Below are 22,466 nucleotides of genomic sequence, written 5' to 3' on the forward strand. Positions count from 1 at the left end.
GAATCCATGATCATTTCTGCCTCTACCGACTATCGCGCCGCGGCCCAACGCAAGCTGCCTCCTTTCCTGTTCCACTATGCCGACGGCGGTGCCTACGCCGAGCACACGCTGCGCCACAACGTCGCCGACCTGGCAAGCATTGCCTTGCGCCAGCGCGTGCTGAAGAACATGTCCGAGCTCAGCCTGCAGACCACGCTGTTCGGCGAAACCCTGAGCATGCCCGTGGCCCTGGCCCCGGTCGGCCTCACCGGCATGTACGCCCGCCGTGGCGAAGTGCAGGCGGCGCGGGCAGCGGCGGCCCATGGCATCCCGTTCACCATGTCTACGGTGTCGGTGTGCCCGATCGAAGAAGTGGCGCCAGCCATCGACCGCCCCATGTGGTTCCAGCTGTACGTGCTCAAGGACCGCGGCTTCATGCGCAACGCCCTGGAGCGGGCCAAGGCGGCCGGGGTCAAGACCCTGGTATTCACCGTGGACATGCCCGTGCCCGGCGCCCGCTACCGCGACGCCCACTCTGGCATGAGCGGCAAGCACGGCCCGCTGCGCCGCGTGCTGCAAGCCATGACCCACCCCGAGTGGGCCTGGGACGTGGGCGTGATGGGCCGCCCGCACGATTTGGGCAACATCTCCAAGTACCGGGGCAACCCCACTGGCCTGGCCGACTACATCGGCTGGCTGGGCAACAACTTCGACCCGTCCATTTCCTGGAAGGACCTGGAGTGGATCCGCGAGTTCTGGGACGGCCCGATGATCATCAAGGGCATCCTGGATGCCGATGACGCCCGCGATGCGGTCAAGTTCGGTGCCGACGGCATCGTCGTGTCCAACCACGGTGGCCGCCAGCTCGATGGCGTGCTGTCCAGCGCCCGCGCCCTGCCGGCCATTGCCGATGCGGTGAAAGGTGACTTGAAGATTCTCGCCGACTCCGGCATTCGCAGCGGCCTGGATGTGGTACGCATGATCGCCCTGGGTGCCGACACCGTGCTGATTGGCCGCGCCTTCCTCTATGCGCTGGCCGTGCATGGCCAGGCCGGGGTGAAAAACCTGCTGGAGCTGTTCGAGAAGGAAATGCGCGTAGCCATGGTGCTGACCGGCGCCAAGACCATCAGCGAAATCACCCGCGACTCGCTGGTACGCGAACTGGGCGCCTGAGCGCCTGCACCAGCGACCGCCTGATAGACCCGGGGCATGTGGCACGCAGAGGCCACAGCCCCGCGAGGAGACTGCATGAGCCTGCCCGCCGCGTTTCTGCGTGATGCCGAGCGCCTGATCCCCGCCGCACGCCGCTTCGACGACCCCACCTCGACCCTGGCCTTCGGTACCGACGCCAGCTTCTACCGGCTGATCCCCAAGCTGGTGGTGCGCGTCGAGTCCGAAGACGAAGTGGTCGGCCTGATCAAGCTGGCCCAACGCGACCGGGTGCCGGTCACCTTCCGCGCCGCCGGCACCAGCCTGTCTGGCCAGGCCATCAGCGACTCGGTGCTGATCGTGCTGGGCGATAACTGGAACGGCCGCGAGATCCGCGGCGAAGGCGAACAGATCCGCCTACAACCGGGTGTGATCGGCGCCCAGGCCAACGCCTGGCTGGCCCCGTTCGGGCGCAAGATCGGCCCCGACCCGGCCTCGATCAACGCCTGCAAGATCGGCGGTATCGTCGCCAACAACGCCAGCGGCATGTGCTGCGGCACCGCCCAGAACACCTACCACACCCTGGCCGGCATGCGCCTGGTGCTGGCAGACGGCACCCGCCTGGACAGCGAAGACCCGGCCAGCGTGGCGGCCTTTGAAGCCAGCCATGCCGAGCTGCTGCAAGCGCTGGCCCGCCTGGGCCGCGAAACACGCGCCAACACGGCATTGGCCGAGCGCATCCGGCACAAGTACCGGCTGAAGAACACCACCGGCCTGTCGCTGAACGCGCTGGTGGACTACAACCAGCCGCTGGACATTCTGCAGCACTTGCTGGTCGGCTCCGAAGGTACCCTGGGCTTTATCAGCGCTGTTACCTACAACACCGTGCCCGACCACCCGCACAAGGCCAGCGCCCTGCTGGTGTTCCCCAGCGTGGAAAGCTGCTGCCGCGCGGTGCCGGTACTCAAGCGCCAGCCGGTGTCGGCGGTGGAGCTGCTCGACCGCCGCAGCCTGCGCTCGGTGCAGGACATGGCCGGCATGCCGCTGTGGGTAAAAGGCCTGTCGGCCAACGCCTGCGCCCTGCTGATCGAGTCACGCGCGGCCAGCCAGAGCCTGCTGCACGAGCAACTGCAGCAGATAATGGCCTCGATCGCCGACTTCCCGCTGGAGCAGCGCGTGGACTTCAGCGAAGACCCGGCGGTGTACAACCAGCTGTGGAAAATCCGCAAAGACACCTTTCCCGCCGTCGGCGCCGTGCGCCAGACCGGCACCACCGTCATCATCGAAGACGTGACCTTCCCGGTCGAGCAATTGGCCGAGGGCGTGAACCGCCTGATCCAGCTGTTCGACAAGCACCGTTATGACGAAGCGATCATTTTTGGCCACGCCCTGGAAGGCAACCTGCACTTCGTGTTCACCCAAGGGTTCAACAGCGCCGAAGAGGTTGCCCGTTACCAGGCCTTCATGGACGACGTGGCGCAACTGGTGGCCGTGGAGTTCGGCGGTTCGCTGAAGGCCGAGCACGGCACCGGGCGCAACATGGCACCGTTCGTGGCGCTGGAGTGGGGCCACGACGCCTACCAACTGATGTGGCAGCTAAAGCGCCTGCTCGACCCCAACGGCATCCTCAACCCCGATGTGGTGCTGAGTGACGACCCGACCATCCACCTGAAGAACCTCAAGCCACTGCCCGCCGCCGACGAAATCGTCGACAAGTGCATCGAGTGCGGCTTCTGCGAACCCGTGTGCCCGTCCAAGGGCCTGACCCTCAGCCCACGCCAGCGTATCGTGATGTGGCGGGACATCCAGGCCAAGCAGCGCGCCGGCGTCGACACCCGCGAGCTGATGCGCACCTACCAGTACCAAGGCATCGACACCTGCGCGGCTACCGGCCTGTGCGCCCAGCGCTGCCCGGTGGGCATCAACACCGGCGAGCTGGTAAAAAAACTGCGCAGCCAGGCTGCCGACCACGGCAACACCGCCAACTGGCTGGCCGAGCACTTCCCCACCGCACTGGGCGGCGCCCGCCTGACCCTGACCGCAGCCAACAGCGCGCGCAAGCTGCTCGGCGCCCCACGCCTGGGCCGCCTGAGCGCCACCCTACGCAAAGCCAGCAACGGCCGCCTGCCGCAGTGGACGCCCGCCATGCCCCAACCGCTGCGCCCGGTCGCCTTCGGCCAGGCCAGCAACGACGCCCGCCCGCGGGTGGTGTACTTGGCGGCTTGCGTGTCCAGGGTAATGGGCCCGGCCTATGCCGACCGCGAGCAAAGCCCGCTGCTGGACAAGACCCGCGCCCTGCTGGAAAAGGCCGGCTACCAGGTCGTGTTCCCCGACAACGCCGACAGCCTGTGCTGCGGCCAGCCGTTCGCGTCCAAGGGTTACCCCGAGCAAGCCGAACACAAGCGCCAGGAGCTGATCAACGCCCTGCTGCACGCCAGCCGCGGCGGCCTTGACCCGATCTACTGCGACACCAGCCCCTGCACCCTGCGCCTTGTACAAGACCTGGGCGACACCCGGCTGGACCTGTACGACCCCGTGCGCTTCATTCGCACCCACCTGCTCGAACGCCTGGAGTTCACCCCCCAGGATGAGCCGGTGGCCGTGCATGTGACCTGCAGCACCCAGCACCTGGGCGAAAGCCAGGCCCTGATCGACCTTGCCCGGCGCTGCAGCAAGCAGGTAGTGATCCCGGAAGGCATACATTGTTGCGGGTTCGCTGGCGACAAGGGCTTCACCACCCCCGAGCTCAACGCCCACTCGCTGCGCAGCCTGAAGGATGCCGTGCAGTACTGCAGCGAAGGCATTTCCACCAGCCGCACCTGCGAGATCGGCTTGAGCAGCCACAGCGGCATCGACTACCACGGCCTGGTCTACCTGGTGGACCGCGTCACCCGCCCCCGCAGCCTCTGAAGCCTGCGCGATTCATTGTGGGAGATAACACACCCCTACGGGCTGCGCCGTCGCGAAAAGAACTCAATCCGTAAGCGCGACGCGCCCTGTGTGGGAGCGGGCGCGCCCGCGAAAAACCCAGCGCGGTAGCTGGCACCGGCTAAGCCGGTGTTCGCGGGCAAGCCCACCCTCTCGCAAACAACCCCGCCCCCGCGGCACGAACAAGATTGAACCCTTGCAAAACTGCCAAGGTCCATCCTTTAGGCCCACCTTCCCGAGGCCCCAGAGGAGACTCCCATGAAAGGTACCGCGCTTTCGGCCCTGTTCGCGGCCGCTACCCTGCTGGCTTCGCCGGTGTTCGCTGCTGACGACCTGTGCGCCATCAACCTGCAAAAAATCGACGACAGCATGGCCACCGCCGGCGCCACCTCCGAGGGCCTGGACAAAGCCGTGACCGAGCACGTCGACAAAGCCAAGGCTGCCCAGGCCTCGGGCGACACCAAAGAATGCATCGCCATCACCAGCAAAGTGCTGGAGCGCCTGGAAAAAACCGAGAAAGGCAGCGGTTCGGGCAGCGGCGGCGCCTAAGCCCTGGGCGGGCGACAGGACCAGCTGTCGACGTCGCCCGCACAATGGCGTATACTCCGGCTCACGTGCCGTAAGGTACGTTAGCCAAGAGCTAGTGTAGGGGCCGATTAGGATTCGACGCCGGTAGCGAAACTCTAGGTGCATGCCGAGTTGGTAACAGAACTCGTAAATCCACTGTTGCAACTTTTATAGTTGCCAATGACGCTCACTACGGCAAGGAAGATCAAGTCGCTTTCGCGGCTTAATTGACCATTGCTTCTGGTAGCTTCGGCTCCAGCAATCACTAGGGGATGCCTGTAAACCCGAACTGATTGTCATATAGAACAGGATCGTCGCGTAGCACGTTGTGGGCGAAGTGACTAAAACTTACACAACTCATCCAAAGCACCCTGCCCGTCGGGCGGCTGCGGATTAAATCAGTAGACACGGCTAAGCATGTAGTACCGACAGCGGAGTACTGGCGGACGGGGGTTCAAATCCCCCCGGCTCCACCAAATTCCAAAAAAGAAGACGCCCCCGGGCGTCTTTTTTTGTGCCTGTGATTGGCTGGCCTGGGGCCAGAAGATCAGATTTAATCCCTTCCGCGTAGGACGTTTCCCAAAGATACTCCCTGCGCCTGTTTTCCGTTGCGGTCGCTATTTCGGGGTTTTAGGCTCGGTGGGTCGTTGCTCATCAACGACCGGCTTTGACAGGCCGCTACGGTAAACAACAAAACGGCTCGTCGTTATGGCGGCTGTACGTGCGGGCACGCTTGCGTGCGCCGGAGCTTGTTGTTTCCGCCGGTCTGTCAACCCGCGTACAGCTGCCACCCGCTGTTTGACAGCAGAGGGTGGCGGCCCTGAAATGGAAGCAATCATGTTGAAGATAGTCCCCGACCCACCCCACCTTCCCCACTCCCTGGAAGACACCATCATGCTTGCAACTGACTACGCGCTGTGCGCGGAAGCCGTGGCACAGCAAGCGATGTTGATGCAGCCCAGGTCGCCCTCCTCCGTGCTGATCATGGCCTCGATGCACGAGCTGGAAGCGCTACGCCGTCTACTCGAATCGGCACTAGCGCAAATACAAAGACCAGCCGGCCCGCAACCCATGCACTGACCCCACCTCACACTGTGGGAGCCCGGCTTGCCGGCGATAGGGCCAGCCCAGGCAACACAAAGACCAGGGATATTGCTCGATGACAACCGAAAACACCCAATGCACTGTCGGTAAAACCATCTTCTTCCAAGGTGAAAGCCAGACCCACCCACTGTTCCGCATCGAACCAGGCATCCCCTGCCAGAACGCCCGTGAGCAGGCGTCTGAGCTGATGGGGTATGCGCGGGATTTGACCATTGATGGGCTGATGGAAGACAAGCCGAAGCTGATCTGGGCAGCGCACTATCTGTGTGCTCTGGGGAAAGCACTGCTGGATGATGCGGAGTTGGGGATGATGCGCTGAATTCCAGGCTTATAGGCTATGGGAGCCAGGCTTTGCCGCTGGCTCTCACGAAAACCCCAGGTACCTGCTTCCCCGACCGTTGTAGGAGAAGGTCGCCTCTAGGTCGATTACGACCAACCGTAAACAGCGGCTTCCACCCCATCGCGGACATTGCCTACATTGTTCGGCTAGAAAATGAGACGACGTTGTCGCCCGCAAAGACGCAGAAATTCATCGAGTTTCTGAGAGTTCACCTGAGCCCGGATGAGTGAATGCAGCACGGTCTGTGCCGCTTCATTCAGGCAAGCCCATAGAACGCGTGCAACTTCGCCAGCTCATCAAGGCCCTGGGCAAGCATTCGCCGATACCCAACCCTGTCAGTAATGAACGGCGAAAAAAGGCTGTGTCCTAGCCACTGATCGAAACCGTCCTGCGCAACGCTCGCCACCGCCATCCCCACAGAACGAACGTCTTCGAAGCGCCCATATTGAGGGCTACTAATGCTCAGGTCGCCGTAGACGTATGGCGTGCTGTCTTGCAGCGCCCCCCATCGTTTGAAGGACGCTCTTCTGACCTGGCACGGAACACATCGCCCGCAATGTTTGTATCCAAAACGCTGAAAACGCCCGCAACTGGTAGATGTCACAGCATGCAGTTTGAGTAGATCCTGATTTAGGCACCCCGCCAACATCTCGCCTTTTGTCATCAGCGCGTAGGGGTTCTGAATCTGAACGTTGATATCGGCAGCATCGAAGATCTGCTGCAATCGACCGAGGTACTCTGGGTGCACAGTTCGGGTACTCAAGCTACCGAGCCGAGTCACCGTCAATGGTGGGTTTATGGCAATGAAACCATTCTCACAGATGTAGAGAGGTACGCGATCACCCTGATGATAGCGATCGAGGGACGTCGCAACGGCTAAGCCAAATGCCAGAAAAACGATGGATCGTGCCCGCTGGGAGGGCTCTTGAGCCCCCGGAGACTTGGCGACGTGATTGAGGCCAATCCTAGACAACCCAAGACTTTGAGCGAACGCGTCCTGCTTCTCACCATCACCCCGGACAATTTGACTGACGCCATATGGCCTCTCCCCCTGAGCGATCAGATCGATGGCTCCGATCAAACTATCCATCCCTCCAGAAAGCAGGGTGACCGAGTCTTCTCGGGGATGCAATGCCTGCAACTGAGCAGGTGGCCCATACCCACCTGAATAGAAGACGAACGTCCACACGTCAGTCGTCAAAAAGCCCAACGCAGCTTCCAGTGCTCGTGACTGAGCATTCCAGAACGCTGGATCCTGAACAGCAATGTGAAGCTCGAGCGTACGCGTCCATCCATCCGCGCTTCTGGCGCGCAGATCTGTGAAGTCCGCCGCAACGACGGAAAGAGCAATGCTCAGAAAATCCCACGCCTGAAGTGAGATTTCCAAGTGAGCCTTCTCAAGCAGATGCCGGGCATAGCCTCCAACACTGACCTGCCCCTTTTCCGCCTGGCCATAGATCACCACCTGCATCGCCTGGTCAACAGCTCGCACCTGGAAACCGGCAGGGCCACAAATGAACTTCATTCGACATACCCCTCAAAAACCTCAAAGGTCTCCTGTAGCGCCTGGGTTACGACTTGAGAAATCCGCCCCGTCGTCAACCGGGCTCCATTGGCTGCGATTGTACGAAAAGACGCCGATACACACTCCTTGATGTACTCCTTGATCTCTTTCAGACGCCGTACCGCAACCAAAGCCGACGAGGCTTTCTCCTGGATCGTTTTCCCCAGATCAAGCTCGTAGCGATGAAACACATCCATCGCGGTGAAGCGCTCAATTGCGTAAGCCCGCTCCTCAGGAGACAGATTCAACAAATCGGCACTTGGGTACTTCACAAGGACATCGGATAAAGAACCACGGATTGAAGCTCGCTCAGCCTCCGCATCCTGAGTGCCATCGACAGGGCGTACAGCCTCGACGAGCGCATCCATCACTTCCGATGCCGACCGACCGTTTAATAGAACGGGATCAATGGGGTTCGGGTTTGCCTGGCTGGTGCCATCAGCCACCGACTGCAGGGTGCTGCCGAGTATCCCAGCAACAGCCGCTGTGCCGCCAAATCGTGCAGTAGTGGTCTTGGCTCCTCCATACCCATGCTTGACATAGTGCTTCAAACTCCTCTGGAGACCGCTGCGGTCACCGTTCCTGGCATAGTCACCCAACCCTCGACGCGCCCCGCCAAAACGGCCTGGTGGCGCGAGTGGTGGCGGCGACTCCGGAGCTGTCCTCGAGTCGTTGTCATCCTCCGGAGAATCATCTGGTTGATGATCATCTTGATCAGTCTGATCCTCTCCGGGATCAGGCAGCTCAGGGTCTGGCAGATCCTGTGGCTCTGGCGGCAGAGGTGGGACAGGTGGTGGAGGCATTGGCGGCAGCGGCGGCGTCCACGGTGGCACCATCGGCACCCCTTTGCCTGGCCCGTCGCTATTTTGGGACGTTCCCATTCAACTTCCTTATTGCAGCTTTAACAGGGGCACTGGCATCAAGGTTCAGCCAGTAATCGAATACAGACCTCGCCCATGCTTCGTCTTTCAGCTTCGGCACAATTCCCGCCTGGATCTGCGCGGGCGGACGCTCTTTCAAAAATGCCGCGAGGCGTGGGCCCTGCAACACATCAATACCGGCGATGACCAGCATCGCATCCAGTACAGGTGGCACTCCCCACTCTTGCTCGCTACCTGCTTTGTCGAGGAGCCGATCCATGATCACACTGATCTCGATGGGAGCAATGTGCCCAAGGCGATCCTTGAGCTGAGCCGCCATATCGGGCGAGTCGAGCAACGCGGTAAGCAACTCGGCGGCGGTCGATGAAAGTCGATCTTCGTCCGTGATAATCGGCGCATGTTCGCGGCTGACGTAAATGGCGCCGCGCAAATCCTTGTCCGCCAGTGCAGGGGGCAGGGCAAGCCACTCTTTCACGAAGGGGTGATCCCAGGGCTGCGGCAAAGAAAAGTCCTTGCCCTGCTTCACATCAGCTTCCCAGTCGGTGAGCATTGCGGGCTTGCCATGCTTATCAGCCGCAACCGCCTTCATCAGCTCTTCAAAGGCCTTGGGATTCCCGCTGCGCTCGAACAACATTAATTTGACCAATGCTGCCTCATCCACACCCACACCATGGGCACGAGAGATACTCATCCGGATCGCCAGAGCGTTTAGAAACCGCTTGATGAGTCGGGGGTTGCCGTGAATGCCCGACGCGGAGGTCATCACTGCTGCAAGTCGCTCTGCCGTGTCGAATTTACCGATCAGCTCCTCGGGGTATTTGTTGGACAGGGACTGCATGAAGGCCCTGTCCACTCGGCCACCCTGCCAGGTCGTCCGAAGCTGATCGCGAACGCTGACACGAATTGACTCGATATCTTCTTTGGGCAGGCCGCTGTTCTCTGTGAACAGCATCATCATGTACGCCCGCACTTCCTGCGTCCCCAAAGGCGGCACCCGGATCGGAACCTGGATCAGCTTGTCGAAATAGCTGGTGACCAGGATATCGTCCGGTACCCCGCTGAAATGCCGGCGCACCGCATGCTTGATCATTTCGTTATCCGCAGCGATGACAAAGGCCGTATTGCGCAAGAACAGGAAAAGCCTGATTGCCTCGAGGGTCGAGATTGTCGTTTCGGGCAAGCAACGATCCAGGTCGTCAATCAGAACGACCAATGTGACACCAAGCTCGTCCAAGACCGATTCAAAATTATCTCGAAGCGCCTGAATTTCCTTAGGCGGAGAGGTTTTTTTGGGTTTTTCCCTGATGAGTTTCTTGGCCTCATCCCCCGCCTTCTCGGCCTTATCATGGGTCTCGCCGATCATCGCCTGATCGACCTCACCAGACCACCATTGCTTGGCCAAGCCCCACATATCACCGATGAGACCAGGTGCGGGCACACCGGCTGCAAAAGACACCGCCGCACCACCCATAAGCTTGGCTACACGCAGCCAATTCACGCGCTCAGCCAGCTCGGAAACCTTATCGAGTGCCGTTTGTCGCGCCTCGGCCTCTTCCTGCAGTCGGGAAGCGATGACATCCATCAGTGCAGCGCGCGCATCGTCATACCCTTGGTACAGCCAGGCATTAAACTCGACAAAGACGAAGTCTTTCTCAGGCTTTTTCCCCGGTTCCGGAGGATTACGTAGCGACGCCTGAATTAGCTTGATCATGGAGGACTTGCCCGCTCCCCACGCCCCTGAAACCCCGATGGAAATCGGACGTCCATTGGCCTGGTACACGATCTCTGCGACGGTGTCGGCAACCCCAGAGAAATTGAGGAAGTCCGTGTCTGTTTCGTTATCGACCCACATCATGTCCCTCCTTGGCCGCTGTCAGCATGTAGCCGTGGCAAGGCAGCCATAGTAGCTGATCTGATGTAGATAGAGGCAACTGGCCATCCGCTCTATTTAGGCGACATGACGCTGCTGGTATGGGCGGAAACGGCGGTCAGTCTGGGCGGTTACAGTGTGTTTGCTGGCCGCTTACTGATCGCCTTTCACAGGAATACAAGCGCCAGCCGCTTGCTGGCGCAAGCCCACACAGGCATTCCGCCACATATGTAAACACGTTTATGATGCCTGACAAATGTGTGCCACTGCGTAAGGGAACATGCAATGAGGTTGATTCAGAATGCTGGCCAAGACCGAGTGATCGATTTGCTCAACGAGCGAATGAATGTGGATCACCAACTAGCCTGTGCCTCCCCAGCGCTCTCCTTATTTGCATTCTCTGAACTGGCCAAAGCCTTTGCTCAGCTACGCAAAGTTCAGTTGATTCTGCCGTCCGACAGCGAGAGTCTGGAACTGCTTGGCGGAGAAGCAGACCGAGCTGCACGTAATCGTCTCACTGCACGCAGCCTCGCTCGGCGCTGCCACCAATGGCTGAATGCCAAGGTCGAACTGAAACGCGCCAATTCAGTTATTCCTCAAGGTATCGGTTTACTGAGAGATGCCACCGGCACGCCCGATCAGGTCGTCATGGGCTCCTTTGCACTGACCACCGACGGCCTCGGCATAACGCCCGGCAACCCGATGAGCCTGATTCAGGCCAGCGAATCTCCTCAGGAGGCGGCGATGTTTGCGCCTTGGTTCGATAACCAATGGCAAACCCTGAATACTCGCCCCAGTGACAAAACTGAACTGCTGAACGTCCTGCGCGAGATTGCCGAACAGCGCTCGCCGGCCACGCTGTACAACCTGGTTCTCCATCAGCTCTTCAAAGAGAGGGACGATGGGCTGGATGAAGAGCGCGTGGTGAAATCTGCTACTGGCATACGCAACACGGTGGTTTGGAACAAGCTCTTCAAATTCCAACGCGATGGCGTTGTGGGTGCAATCGACAAGCTCAACCGCTTTGGCGGCTGCATCATCGCTGACAGCGTTGGCCTGGGAAAAACCTTCGAAGCACTCGCCGTCATCAAGTATCACGAACTGCGCAACGACCGTGTGCTGGTGCTGTGCCCGAAGCGCTTGCGTGACAACTGGACGCTCTACAAGGCAAACGACCGGCGCAACGTTTTGGCGTCAGATCGTTTCAACTACGACGTCCTCAACCACACCGACCTATCGCGGGAGGCCGGGCTATCCGGCGACCTCGACCTATCCCATATCAACTGGGGCAACTATGATTTGGTCGTAATCGACGAATCGCATAACTTCCGCAACAAGAAAGCGCCACGCCAAGGCCAGGAAACGCGCTACGACCGACTCATGCGCAGAATCATCCGCGAAGGCGTGAAAACCCGCGTCCTTATGCTCTCAGCCACGCCAGTCAATAACCGCCTGGCTGATCTGCGTAACCAGATCGCTTTCGTGACCGAGGGCGATGACAACGCCCTGTTTGAATACGGCATCAGCAGCATCGAAGCCACTACCCGCAAAGCCCAGCTACAATTCAATCGCTGGCTGGACCTGGATGAGCGTGAAAAGACGCCAGAGCGCCTGGTCGAAATGCTCGGCTTCGACTATTTCACCCTGCTCGACCTACTAACCATCGCCCGCTCACGCAGGCATATCGAGAAGTACTACGGCACCACCGAAACGGGTCGTTTCCCCACTCGCCTGCCCCCGATCAACATCAAGGCGGACGTCGATGCAGCTGGGCAGTTCCCCGCCATCCGTGAAATCAACCAAGAGATTCGCCGGCTCAACCTCGCCAGCTATGCGCCCTTGCGTTACGTCATGCAGCACAAGCAAGCGGCATATGACGCTAAATACAGCACGGAGATTCGTGGTGGCGAGAGCTTCTTCCGCCAGGCTGATCGTGAAGAAAGCCTGATCCACCTGCTGCGCATCAACGTCCTCAAGCGCATGGAAAGCGCGGTGTCTTCATTTGCGCTGACCCTCGAACGGCAGCTCAAGGATGTCGAACGCACACTCGAACGTATCGAGCAGTACGCTCACGAAATTGAAGAGATCGATATCACCGATGTCGACATCGACGATCCGGCGTTTGAAGCACTGTTGGTCGGACGCAAGGTCAAGGTGCTGTTGAGTGACGTTGACCTGGTACGCTGGAAGCAAGATCTCCTGGAAGATCGCAATCGTCTGGCCACGCTGCTATCGGCGGCACAACAAGTACAACCCCAGCGCGACGCCAAACTGGCGGAGCTGCGTAACATGCTCTCTAACAAGTGCCAAAACCCGGTCAATCCAGGCAATCGCAAGGTCATCATCTTCACCGCTTTTGCCGATACGGCTCGCTACCTGTACGACCAACTCGCCTCATGGGCCAGCGAGTCCTTGGGCGTGCAAACTGCCTTGGTCACCGGCTCGGGCCGCAACCAAACCACGATCCCAGGCCTGCGTACCGATCTGGCATCCATACTTACTACCTTCTCCCCACGCTCGAAAGAGCGCCCTGCCGACCTGACCAAGGAAGGCGAGCTGGATCTGTTGATTGCCACCGACTGCATTTCCGAAGGCCAAAACCTGCAGGACTGCGACTGGCTGATCAACTATGACATCCACTGGAACCCGGTGCGGATCATTCAGCGCTTCGGTCGTATCGACCGCATCGGCTCGCCCAACCAGCACATCCAGCTGGTCAACTTCTGGCCCAACATGGAGCTGGAGGAATACATCAATCTGGAGCAACGCGTCAGCGGCCGCATGGTTCTACTAGACGTGTCGGCTACCGGGGAAGAGAACCTGATCGAAGCGCAGTCCGGCAATGCGATGAATGATCTGGAATATCGCCGCAAGCAGCTACTCAAGCTGCAGGATGCCGTTATTGATCTGGAAGACCTATCCAGTGGGGTTTCAATCACTGACCTCACCCTCACCGACTTCCGCATAGACCTGGCCCAATACCTAAAGGCCCATCCCGGCGTGTTGGAGAACATGCCACTGGGAGCCTGTGCCATTACTACAACTCGCGATGAGGACATACCGCCTGGCATTATTTTTTGCCTACGCGCAGAGGGGGAAGCGGCGGACAAGATCAGCGATGGCTATCCACTCGCCCCCCACTATCTCATCCATGTGGCCGAAGATGAAACCGTGCTACTGCCCTTCACCCAGACCAAACGCATCCTGGATCGGCTCAAGCGTCTGGCCCTCGGCCGTGAACTACCTGATGCCAGCGCTGGCAGTCGATTCGACGAGGTAACCAAACAGGGCGAAGACATGCGCTATGCACAAAGCCTGCTGGCGGCAGCCGTGTCATCTGTAGCCGGCAAAAGCGAAGAGCGCGCCATTGCCAGCCTATTCAATCCAGCCGGTAGTCATGCGATGAAGGGCGAGTTCGCCGGCAGCAACGACTTCGAGGTAATCGCCTTTATGGTCGTTTTGCCGCAGGAGTAAGCCGTGGTTGCCGAGGACATCATTGCAGCCCTGCAGCTACCGGAACAGACGCGAGTCAACCAACGTGTGGCGAAGAAGCTGTTGATTGAGAATCTTGCCCCCACAACCTCGGATCGCCAGCAGATCAATGACGGCGTCGAAGAGGTTCAGTGGGTAGCCGCACTTAAGCCAGGCAATTGCGGAGTTCCCGTTTACCGTGACGCTCAGCGTGAGTATGTGGAGACAGCTGTGCTGCACCTCAACCTACGCCAATCCGCACGGCCGGCCAGGCTGATTGAACTGCTGCACCGTGCTGTACCGCACCCGGCACTAGTGCTGGTCAGCACTCCAGACTCGTTACAGCTTTCCGTCTGTCACAAACGCTGGGCACAGAACGAAGCCGGTAAAATCGTGCTCGATGGAGATATCGCCACTGTCGCGTTGCGGGCCACCCCTCAGGCTAAGGCAGACTTTCTGGCTGCAGTAAGCTTGGAGCGACAACCGCGCAGCAACCTCTACGCGTTCTATCAGGGTTGGATAGATACCCTGCTGGCAATGCAGGCAGCTTATCTTACCGGCAGCTTTCGCATGGCCAGCAGTCCGACAGATGCCGCTGCAAGGCACCAAACCTTGCAAGCCTGTATCGAGCTACAAGCGCAGATTAGCGCAGTACGTACCCTGGCTCAAAAGGCTCAGCAAATTGCTCGCCAGGTAGAGCTGAACTTGCACCTGAAGCAGTTGCAAAAGGCCCTCGACGAAGCCCAAGCAAAACTTTAGACGGATGGCCTGCTGCAAACAGCAGCCCCCTGGCCAATAACCGTTAAAAGGTTGGCGAAATGAAATACCATGCCAGCCAGCATTACACCATGCCTGCAAACCACTATCTGCAGGCAGATAGTGAAGGAAAGAACGAATGAACCTGCAAAAAATCGACGCACAGTCGCCGGAAGCGCAAAGCGCCGACCTCAAGGCCGGAAACATAGCGAAGCTCAAAACCCTGTTCCCTGAGCTGATCACCGAAGGCCCCAACGGCGTAGCCATTAACCAGGACGTACTCAGACAGCTAATCGGCGAGGCAACCGTAACGGACACCGACGAAAAGTACGGCTTGAACTGGCACGGCAAGCGCGCCGCGCGCCAACTCGCGCTCACGCCTAGCACGGGTACGCTACTTCCCTGCCCCGATGAAAGCATGGATTGGGACACCACACAAAACCTGATGATCGAGGGTGATAACCTCGAAGTACTCAAATTGCTGCAAAAAAGCTATGCGGGCAAGGTAAAGCTGATCTATATCGATCCGCCCTATAACACCGGCCAAGATTTCGTATATCCAGACAACTTTCAAGATAGCATCAAGAACTATCTCGAGCTGACTGGGCAAATTGATGGCGGAGCAAGAATAAGCAGCAATACAGAGTCCAGCGGTCGTTTCCATACTGACTGGATGAACATGCTTTACCCACGATTAAAGCTTGCCAGAAACTTGCTTAGAGACGACGGACTGATCTTTGTAAGCATTGATGATACCGAGGCCGGAAATCTAAAGCTAATAATGTCAGAAGTATTTGGGGAAGAGAACTTTATTGGCAATGCCGTGTGGGAGAAAGCCTACACAGCAAATATGACCGCTCAGTTCATGTCAAATACGCATGACCATATTTTTATTTTTGCCAAAGATTGTGACTTTGCAGCCCTGGGACGATTTGACCGCACAGAAGACCAGATAGCAAAATTCAAGAACCCGGATAATGATCCACGCGGCCCTTGGAAAGCTGAGAACTTATCTGCTGGAAAATTCTATGCAGCCGGACAGTTCAAGATAACGGGACCTACAAGCCAAGAATTCCTTCCACCACCGGGAAGATACTGGCGATGCAACCAACAACAGTATGAAACTTGGCTTGCAGATAACAGGATAACATTTGGAATGTCCGGAGAGGGCCGTCCAATGTTGAAAAAATTCTTATCGGAAGTCGCAGATGGTTTAACACCAAGCACATGGTGGAATCATAACGAATTTGGCACAAACAAGGAGGCAAGCCTGGAGCTGAAACAGCTTTTCGATGGAGAAGCCTGTTTCCAAACTCCAAAACCTGAAAAATTGCTTCGCAAAATATGTGCACTTGCATCATCTGGCGACGAAATTATTTTAGATTTTTTTGGCGGTTCCGGAACCACTGGCCATGCGGTGTTGGCACAGAACTCCATTGACGGCGGGAATCGCCGCTATATTCTTGTACAGCTTCCAGAAGCCCTAGACCCTGAACATAAAGATCAAAAGGCTGCCGCCGCGCTCTGCAATACTCTCGGAGTAAAACAAAACATTGCAGAATTAACAAAAGAACGGCTACGTCGCGCAGCGAATAAGATCAAAGCCGATAACCCCATGTTTTCTGGTGATACGGGATTCCGCAATTTCAAGCTGGACACATCAAATATCCGAGCATGGAATCCAACCCCAGAAGACCTGACGGCCGATCTTCTGGCTCATCAAGAGCATCTTATTGAAGGCCGGAGCGAGTACGACATTCTTTACGAACTGCTGCTTAAGCTCGGTCTAGACCTGTGCGTCCCCATTGAGCAGCAGCAGATTGCAGAAGAAACGGTGTACAGCATCGGCGGTGGCGTACTGTTGGCATGCCTGACTGAACAGATCACTCGCGATCAGGTGGAGGAGCTCGCTCAAGGCATAGTTGCCTGGCACAAGGCGCTAGCTCCTGCAAGCGACAGCACCTGCGTGTTCCGCGACAGCGCCTTTGCCGATGACATAGCCAAAACCAACCTTGCCGCCATCCTCAACCAGGCCGGTATCAAGAACGTACGGAGCTTGTAAAATGGCCGTGCCCGCGCAGCCCAAGATTTACCACATCTGCCACGTGGACCGTCTGCCGTCCATCATTGCCAGCGCCGGCTTGCTGTCCGATGCAGTACTGTTGAATCAGGCGCTGCCGGGTACGGTCATAGGCATGAACCACATCAAGCAGCGCCGTCTTGAAGAACTAAGATTGGCCAGTCATCCCACACTGCATGTGGGTGAATGCGTGCCGTTCTACTTCTGCCCCCGCTCAGTGATGCTTTTTCTGATCTACCGGCAAAGCCAAGAGCTAGCGTACAGGGGTGGGCAAGGGCCTATCGTGCATTTGGAAGCGGACCTGCACGCCGCTGTACAGTGGGCTAACGTCCAAGCCAGACGCTGGGCGTTCACGCTATCCAATGCTGGGGCCTACTACTTTGAAGACAGAGCGGATCTGACCCGGCTCAATGAGATTGACTGGAACGCCGTGCAAGCCCGCGACTGGCGTCAGCGCAAGGAAGGTAAGCAAGCCGAGTTTCTGCTCGAATACAGCTTCCCCTGGCACCTAGTCGAGCGCATCGGTGTACAGTCCCGGCAAATTTATACGCAGGTAGCGAATGTGTTGCCTGCACAAGGGCACAGACCAACGGTCGAGCTACGCCCAGAGTGGTATTACTGAGTGAAGACCCTGTCATGATCGAATTTACTAGCGGCGACATCCTGCGGGATGACTCCGAAGCCATCATTAACACCGTGAACTGTGTCGGTGTGATGGGCCGTGGCATCGCCTTACAGTTCAAGAACATGTGGCCGGAAAACTTCAAGGCTTACGAGGCTGCGTGCAAGCGCGAAGAGGTGCAGCCTGGCCGAATGTTCGTGTTCTACACCGACCAGCTCACGTCGCCGCGTTACATCATCAACTTCCCCACCAAGCGTCACTGGCGCGGCAAGAGCCGCCTACAGGACATAGAAGCGGGGCTCAGCGCGCTGGTGGCCGAGATTCACAACCGTGGTATCCGCTCCATCGCCATCCCACCGTTGGGCAGCGGTTTGGGGGGATTGGATTGGGCTGAGGTGCGCCCCCGTATCGAGGCAGCCATGGCCGATCTGCCGGATGTACACGTACGCGTTTACGAACCCAAGGGCGCTCCCGCTACAGACACCATGCACCACAGCCGCGAAGTGCCAAGCATGACCGCTGGACGCGCCGCACTGGTGGAACTTATGAACCGTTATGTCCGAGGCCTGCTAGATCCAACGATCAGCCTGCTGGAGGTACATAAGCTGATGTACTTCATGCAGGCCGCAGGCGAGCCATTACGCCTCAAATACGTGCAAGCCGCCTACGGCCCCTACGCCGAGAATCTTCGTCACGTATTGCGCGCCATTGAAGGTCATCTGGTCGCGGGTTATGCCGACGGTGGGGATGCCCCAGAAAAGCCGATGACGCTGGTGCCTGGGGCAGTCGATGAAGCTAATGCCTTCCTGGCTGTCAATGCCGAGACACGAGCCCGATTCGACCGAGTCGGCGAGCTGGTGGCGGGCTTCGAGACGCCCTTCGGTCTGGAGCTGCTGGCGACAGTGCATTGGATCGTCAAGAACGGGGAACCCGTAACCAGCGTCGATGAGGTGATCACCCGCACCTACGCCTGGAACTCTCGCAAAAAGCAGTTCACTCCGCGCCAAATCGGCATAGCCCTCGATGTGCTGACGAACAAAGGCTGGATCGAGCCGATAGCACTAAGCGCCTGACTTCTCATGAACCTGACTCGACCCCCCATGCCGCTGCGAGGCATGGGGAGTCCATGAGCTAAATGACTAAATATCTCGCCCCTGCCTGATGGCGAGTTTGAAAATGGATTGAACATGAAACTGCACTTCGAGCCGGATCTCGACTACCAATTACGGGCCATCGAATCGGTATGCGATCTATTCCGTGGCCAAGAGGCGTGTCGTACCGAGTTCACGGTTACCATGAAGGCTCCCTCGCCCACAGACAACGATTTCTCGCAAGGAACTTCCCCTCAGCAGTATGCCCTAGGCATCGCCGAATCCGACCTGGGTATCGGCAACCGCCTGACGCTGCTCGACGACGAACTGCACAAAAACCTCAGCGACATCCAGCTTAGTGGCGGCCTACCTCCTTCGGGTTTGCTCACCTCTGGCGACTTCACCGTTGAGATGGAAACCGGCACAGGCAAAACCTATGTCTACCTGCGCACGATCTTTGAACTGAATAAACGCTACGGTTTTACCAAGTTCGTCATCGTGGTGCCTTCGGTGGCGATCAAGGAAGGCGTCTATAAGTCGTTACAAATCACCGAGGAGCACTTCAAGGGGCTCTATGCCGGCGCGCCTTACGGCTACTTCCTATACGACTCGAACAAGCTCGGAGAGGTGCGCAACTTTGCCACCAGCTCGACCATCCAGATCATGGTGGTCACCGTAGGTGCGATCAACAAAAAGGACGTCAACAACCTCTACAAGGACAGCGAAAAGACCGGCGGTGAGAAGCCCATCGACCTGATCAAGGCTACCCGCCCGATTCTGATTGTCGACGAACCGCAGAGCGTCGATGGCGGCCTAAAAGGAGCTGGCAAAAGCGCGCTGGATGCGATGAACCCACTGTGTACCCTGCGCTATTCCGCAACCCATGTGGACAAGCATCACATGGTCTACCGCCTGGATGCGGTCGACGCCTATGAGCGCCGCCTGGTGAAGCAGATCGAGGTGGCCTCGGCAACGATTGAGGACGCCCACAACAAGCCGCGTGTTCGACTGGTGGCGGTAAGCAACAAGCGCGGCACAATTTCAGCCAAAGTCGAGCTAGATGTTGCTACAGCCTCCGGTGGTGTGGCGACTCAAGAAGCGACTGTGTACGACGGCGATGATCTGGAGCAGACCACCAAGCGTACCGTTTACAAAGACTTCCGTATTGGCGAAATCAACACCGCCAAGGACGAAGAGTTTGTCGAGCTGCGCTACCCAGGTGGCGAGAAATATCTGCGCATTGGTGAAATCCACGGCGGCATGGAGCCGTTAGCGATTCAGCGCGAAATGATCCGCCGCACGATCAAGGAGCACCTGGATAAGGAAAAACGCTTCCGCCCCATGGGGATAAAAGTGCTGTCGCTGTTCTTCATCGACACGGTCGAGCGCTATCGCCAGTACGATGCTGACGGCAATCCGGTAAAAGGAGTGTACGCCACAATTTTCGAAGAAGAATACAAGCGACTTGCCAAGCATCCGGATTACCAAAGCCTGTTCAGCGAAGTCGACTTCAACCACAGCGCTGAAGAGGCGCATAACGGCTACTTCTCCATCGACAAAAAGGGTGGCTGGTCTGACACCGCCGAGAACAACGCCGGCAACCGAGAGAACGCTGAGCGCGCCTACAACCTGATCATGAAGGACAAGGAAAAGCTGCTCAGCTTCAGTACCCCCTTGAAGTTCATCTTTTCCCACTCAGCACTCAAGGAAGGCTGGGATAATCCCAATGTCTTCCAAATCTGCACGCTGCGTGACATTCAATCCGAGCGCGAGCGCCGGCAAACCATCGGCCGCGGCCTGCGTCTGTGCGTCAACCAGAACGGCGAGCGAGTGCGTGGCTTTGAGGTGAACACTCTTACGGTGATCGCCACAGAGAACTACGAGGCCTTTGCCGAGAACCTGCAGAAAGAGATTGAAGCAGACACTGGCATTCGCTTCGGTATCGTCGAGCAGCACCAGTTTGCAGCAGTCGCAGTCACCGATGCTAACGGCGAGTCAAAGCCACTTGGTTTTGAGCAGTCCAAGGTACTGTGGGATTTCCTGCGAGCACAGCATTACGTCGATGCCAAGGGCAAGGTGCAAGACTTGCTTAAACAGGCACTAACAGATGGCCAGCTGCACCTACCGCTTGAATTCGAAGCTCAGCGGTTGCAGATCATCGAACAGTTGAAGAAGGTCTCCGGCCGCCTGGAGATCAAGAATGCAGACGAGCGCCGTGCCATCCCTACCCGCCAGGCCGTGTTGCAGAGCGAAGAGTTTAAAGCCCTTTGGGATCGGATCAAGCATCAGACGACCTACCGCGTTGACTTTGATAACGAAAAGCTGATCGCCGATTGCATCGAAAACTTGCAGAAAGCCCCTGCTGTATTCCGCCCTCGCCTTCAATGGCGCAAAGCAGATCTGGCCATCGGCAAGTCAGGCGTAGAAGCCAACGAGAAGAAAGGCGCATATACCGTCAACCTGGACGAGAGCAATATCGAGCTGCCAGACATTCTGACCGACCTCCAGGATCGCACCCAGCTGACCCGCCGGACGCTGGTACGCATCCTCACGGAAAGTAAGCGCCTAGACGACTTCAAGCGCAACCCCCAGCAATTTATTGAACTGGCCGGCGAAATCATCAACCGATGCAAGCGCCTAGTGCTGGTGCACGGCATCAAGTACGTGAAACTGGACCACAACAGTTTCTACGCTCAGGAGCTGTTCGAGCAGCAGGAACTGACCGGCTACCTGAAAAACATGCTGCTCAACACCGAGAAATCCGTCTACGAGCACGTGGTCTACGACTCAGCAGTCGAACGCAACTTCGCCCAGGCGCTGGAGCATAACGATGCTGTGAAGGTTTACGCGAAGCTGCCGGGCTGGTTCCGTATCCCCACCCCGCTTGGCAGCTACAACCCTGACTGGGCAATATTGGTAGAGCAAGATGGTGCGGAGCGCCTCTACTTCGTAATAGAGACCAAGGCTAGCTTGTTCAATGATGACCTGCGGCCTATCGAGCGAGCAAAAATCGACTGCGGCGCCGCTCATTTCGAAATGCTTGCAGCCGATGCCGCCAGCCTGCACTTCGGCCGTGCGAGTAGCGTGGACGATGTCATAGCAGGTGTACTAAATTAACTAGATCGGCTCATAGCGGTTGGGTAGGCGCCATCCCGCCCAACCGCTAGCGGGGAGCTCGACAACATTAACCGGTATGTCACACCTAAGCTCTAGAACGAGGCAGGACGGTACAGAGGCTAAACGTCCGACTCAGCGGCATCTCCTAGGTTGGCCTATACGCAAGCTTCGCCCCCCTTAGGCTTAAGTCGTAGATGCTGAGCATTTTTGACGAGATACTTCATGGCCCTATGCACGTGGGGCCGAATTGCTCGATCACTCCTCAGAATGCGGCCGATACCACACCCGTTTTCGTATTGTTCCTTATCGTGGTTGCCGCTGTAGATGTAGCCCTGACCATACGTGATGTCCTCCCACAGCTCGCCGAGCATGGCCTTTTAGACATCACCCTGCACATCGTTGCCATTGAAGAAGTAGGCAGCATGGATGTGGTAGCCCCACCATCCTTCCGTAAGCGATCCATGAACTCCACCTACCGAGTAGAGGAGGTCGCAGTTACCGTGGCATCTCCGGCGAGCAGTTCCACGGCAGTAACGCTTCATAGTCCGCCACAGACTGCGCGTGGGGGGAGTCGCTCCAGCACGTGGCGCAGTCACGTATAAGGTTCTTGGCCGTTGATCTTTGCAGTCTCGACCAAGCTGTAGATCTGGGCACTGGCCGTAGCGACCTTGGGCGTGTCGCTGAACAGCCAGGCCTTGCGAACGATGACAAACGGCTTGATCGAGCGCTCAGCCAGATTGTTGTCGATTGGCAGATAACCAGCCTCGACGTAACGCACCAACCGGCTCCAGTTATTCGCCAGATAATTCACGGCCTTGCCCAACACGCTTTGCGGCGTCACTTGGGATTGGGCCCTGTCCAACCAACTTTTCAACTGGGTCAGGACTGGCAGGCTTTGCGCCTGTCGCGCTACATAACGCTGCTCATCACTAGCGTCTTTCAGTTCG

The 22,466-nt window shown here is 57.9% G+C and carries 14 protein-coding genes, 1 other RNA gene and 1 pseudogene; 12 read left to right on the forward strand and 4 right to left on the reverse strand.

Going from position 1 to position 22,466, the window contains the following annotated elements; all coding sequences use genetic code 11:
- Window positions 1-6: 6 nt before the first annotated feature.
- From lldD to ACF8SD_RS04070, 6 genes are all read left to right on the forward strand, one after another.
- Window positions 7-1,152 (forward strand): FMN-dependent L-lactate dehydrogenase LldD, encoded by a 1,146-nt coding sequence (gene lldD / locus ACF8SD_RS04045; protein WP_009685323.1) that lies wholly within the window; start codon window positions 7-9, stop codon window positions 1,150-1,152.
- A gap of 75 nt (window positions 1,153-1,227) precedes the next feature.
- Window positions 1,228-4,038, forward strand: a complete 2,811-nt coding sequence (locus tag ACF8SD_RS04050; protein WP_392483896.1) for an FAD-binding and (Fe-S)-binding domain-containing protein — start codon at window positions 1,228-1,230, stop codon at window positions 4,036-4,038.
- A 276-nt stretch (window positions 4,039-4,314) separates the two neighbouring features.
- Entirely contained in the window at window positions 4,315-4,605 is a 291-nt protein-coding gene (locus ACF8SD_RS04055; protein WP_009685320.1) for a hypothetical protein, read from the forward strand.
- Window positions 4,606-4,704: 99 nt separating this feature from the next.
- Window positions 4,705-5,099, forward strand: a transfer-messenger RNA (tmRNA) gene (gene ssrA / locus ACF8SD_RS04060).
- Window positions 5,100-5,460: 361 nt separating this feature from the next.
- Window positions 5,461-5,703 carry a hypothetical protein gene (locus ACF8SD_RS04065; RefSeq protein ID WP_173891163.1) on the forward strand — a complete coding sequence of 81 codons (243 nt, stop codon included), beginning with the start codon at window positions 5,461-5,463 and terminating at the stop codon, window positions 5,701-5,703.
- A 79-nt stretch (window positions 5,704-5,782) separates the two neighbouring features.
- On the forward strand, window positions 5,783-6,046 hold the full coding sequence (locus ACF8SD_RS04070) for a DUF3077 domain-containing protein (protein WP_173891164.1): 264 nt from the start codon (window positions 5,783-5,785) through the stop codon (window positions 6,044-6,046).
- Between the two features lie 277 nt (window positions 6,047-6,323).
- On the opposite strand, the gene qatC is transcribed toward ACF8SD_RS04070, so the two are convergent.
- The 3 genes from qatC to ACF8SD_RS04085 form a co-directional block, all read right to left on the reverse strand.
- On the reverse strand, window positions 6,324-7,592 hold the full coding sequence (gene qatC / locus ACF8SD_RS04075) for a Qat anti-phage system QueC-like protein QatC (RefSeq protein WP_392483898.1): 1,269 nt from the start codon (window positions 7,590-7,592) through the stop codon (window positions 6,324-6,326).
- Window positions 7,589-8,182, reverse strand: coding sequence for a Qat anti-phage system associated protein QatB (gene qatB / locus ACF8SD_RS04080; RefSeq protein WP_392483899.1), 594 nt, complete (start codon window positions 8,180-8,182; stop codon window positions 7,589-7,591). The genes qatC and qatB overlap by 4 nt, the downstream gene beginning before the upstream one ends.
- A 310-nt stretch (window positions 8,183-8,492) precedes the next feature.
- Complete coding sequence (locus ACF8SD_RS04085; protein WP_392483900.1) at window positions 8,493-10,364, reverse strand: P-loop NTPase fold protein; 1,872 nt, start codon at window positions 10,362-10,364, stop codon at window positions 8,493-8,495.
- Between the two features lie 303 nt (window positions 10,365-10,667).
- Here ACF8SD_RS04085 and ACF8SD_RS04090 point away from each other — a divergent pair, with 303 nt between their 5' ends.
- The 6 genes from ACF8SD_RS04090 (at window position 10,668) to ACF8SD_RS04115 (ending at window position 21,519) form a co-directional block, all read left to right on the forward strand.
- Complete coding sequence (locus tag ACF8SD_RS04090) at window positions 10,668-13,856, forward strand: helicase-related protein (RefSeq protein WP_392483902.1); 3,189 nt, start codon at window positions 10,668-10,670, stop codon at window positions 13,854-13,856.
- A gap of 3 nt (window positions 13,857-13,859) precedes the next feature.
- Window positions 13,860-14,612, forward strand: coding sequence for a DUF4391 domain-containing protein (locus tag ACF8SD_RS04095; RefSeq protein WP_392483903.1), 753 nt, complete (start codon window positions 13,860-13,862; stop codon window positions 14,610-14,612).
- Between the two features lie 136 nt (window positions 14,613-14,748).
- The gene (locus ACF8SD_RS04100) at window positions 14,749-16,671 is read left to right on the forward strand and encodes a site-specific DNA-methyltransferase (RefSeq protein ID WP_392483904.1); all 1,923 of its coding nucleotides are present in this window, start codon (window positions 14,749-14,751) and stop codon (window positions 16,669-16,671) included.
- A gap of 1 nt (window position 16,672) precedes the next feature.
- Entirely contained in the window at window positions 16,673-17,311 is a 639-nt protein-coding gene (locus ACF8SD_RS04105; protein WP_392483905.1) for a DUF4433 domain-containing protein, read from the forward strand.
- A gap of 14 nt (window positions 17,312-17,325) precedes the next feature.
- Window positions 17,326-18,384 (forward strand): macro domain-containing protein, encoded by a 1,059-nt coding sequence (locus ACF8SD_RS04110; RefSeq protein WP_392483906.1) that lies wholly within the window; start codon window positions 17,326-17,328, stop codon window positions 18,382-18,384.
- Between the two features lie 114 nt (window positions 18,385-18,498).
- Window positions 18,499-21,519 (forward strand): type III restriction-modification system endonuclease, encoded by a 3,021-nt coding sequence (locus ACF8SD_RS04115; RefSeq protein WP_392483908.1) that lies wholly within the window; start codon window positions 18,499-18,501, stop codon window positions 21,517-21,519.
- 495 nt (window positions 21,520-22,014) lie between these two features.
- Here ACF8SD_RS04115 and ACF8SD_RS04120 read toward each other — a convergent pair.
- Window positions 22,015-22,466: pseudogene (locus tag ACF8SD_RS04120) on the reverse strand (transposase); the annotation flags it as partial.

It is taken from the genome of Pseudomonas sp. CJQ_9, assembly GCF_043106615.1.
GTDB classification, from domain to species: Bacteria; Pseudomonadota; Gammaproteobacteria; order Pseudomonadales; family Pseudomonadaceae; genus Aquipseudomonas; species Aquipseudomonas juntendi.

Bases quoted from the DNA above. Each gene is read 5' to 3' on its own strand.
- ACF8SD_RS04070 (WP_173891164.1), top strand. From the start codon at position 5,783: ATGACAACCGAAAACACCCAATGCACTGTCGGTAAAACCATCTTCTTC.
- lldD (WP_009685323.1), top strand. From the start codon at position 7: ATGATCATTTCTGCCTCTACCGACTATCGCGCCGCGGCCCAACGCAAG.
- ACF8SD_RS04100 (WP_392483904.1), top strand. From the start codon at position 14,749: ATGAACCTGCAAAAAATCGACGCACAGTCGCCGGAAGCGCAAAGCGCC.
- ACF8SD_RS04085 (WP_392483900.1), bottom strand. From the start codon at position 10,364: ATGTGGGTCGATAACGAAACAGACACGGACTTCCTCAATTTCTCTGGG.
- ACF8SD_RS04050 (WP_392483896.1), top strand. From the start codon at position 1,228: ATGAGCCTGCCCGCCGCGTTTCTGCGTGATGCCGAGCGCCTGATCCCC.
- ACF8SD_RS04065 (WP_173891163.1), top strand. From the start codon at position 5,461: ATGTTGAAGATAGTCCCCGACCCACCCCACCTTCCCCACTCCCTGGAA.
- ACF8SD_RS04115 (WP_392483908.1), top strand. From the start codon at position 18,499: ATGAAACTGCACTTCGAGCCGGATCTCGACTACCAATTACGGGCCATC.
- ACF8SD_RS04055 (WP_009685320.1), top strand. From the start codon at position 4,315: ATGAAAGGTACCGCGCTTTCGGCCCTGTTCGCGGCCGCTACCCTGCTG.
- ACF8SD_RS04110 (WP_392483906.1), top strand. From the start codon at position 17,326: ATGATCGAATTTACTAGCGGCGACATCCTGCGGGATGACTCCGAAGCC.
- ACF8SD_RS04090 (WP_392483902.1), top strand. From the start codon at position 10,668: ATGAGGTTGATTCAGAATGCTGGCCAAGACCGAGTGATCGATTTGCTC.
- ACF8SD_RS04105 (WP_392483905.1), top strand. From the start codon at position 16,673: ATGGCCGTGCCCGCGCAGCCCAAGATTTACCACATCTGCCACGTGGAC.
- qatC (WP_392483898.1), bottom strand. From the start codon at position 7,592: ATGAAGTTCATTTGTGGCCCTGCCGGTTTCCAGGTGCGAGCTGTTGAC.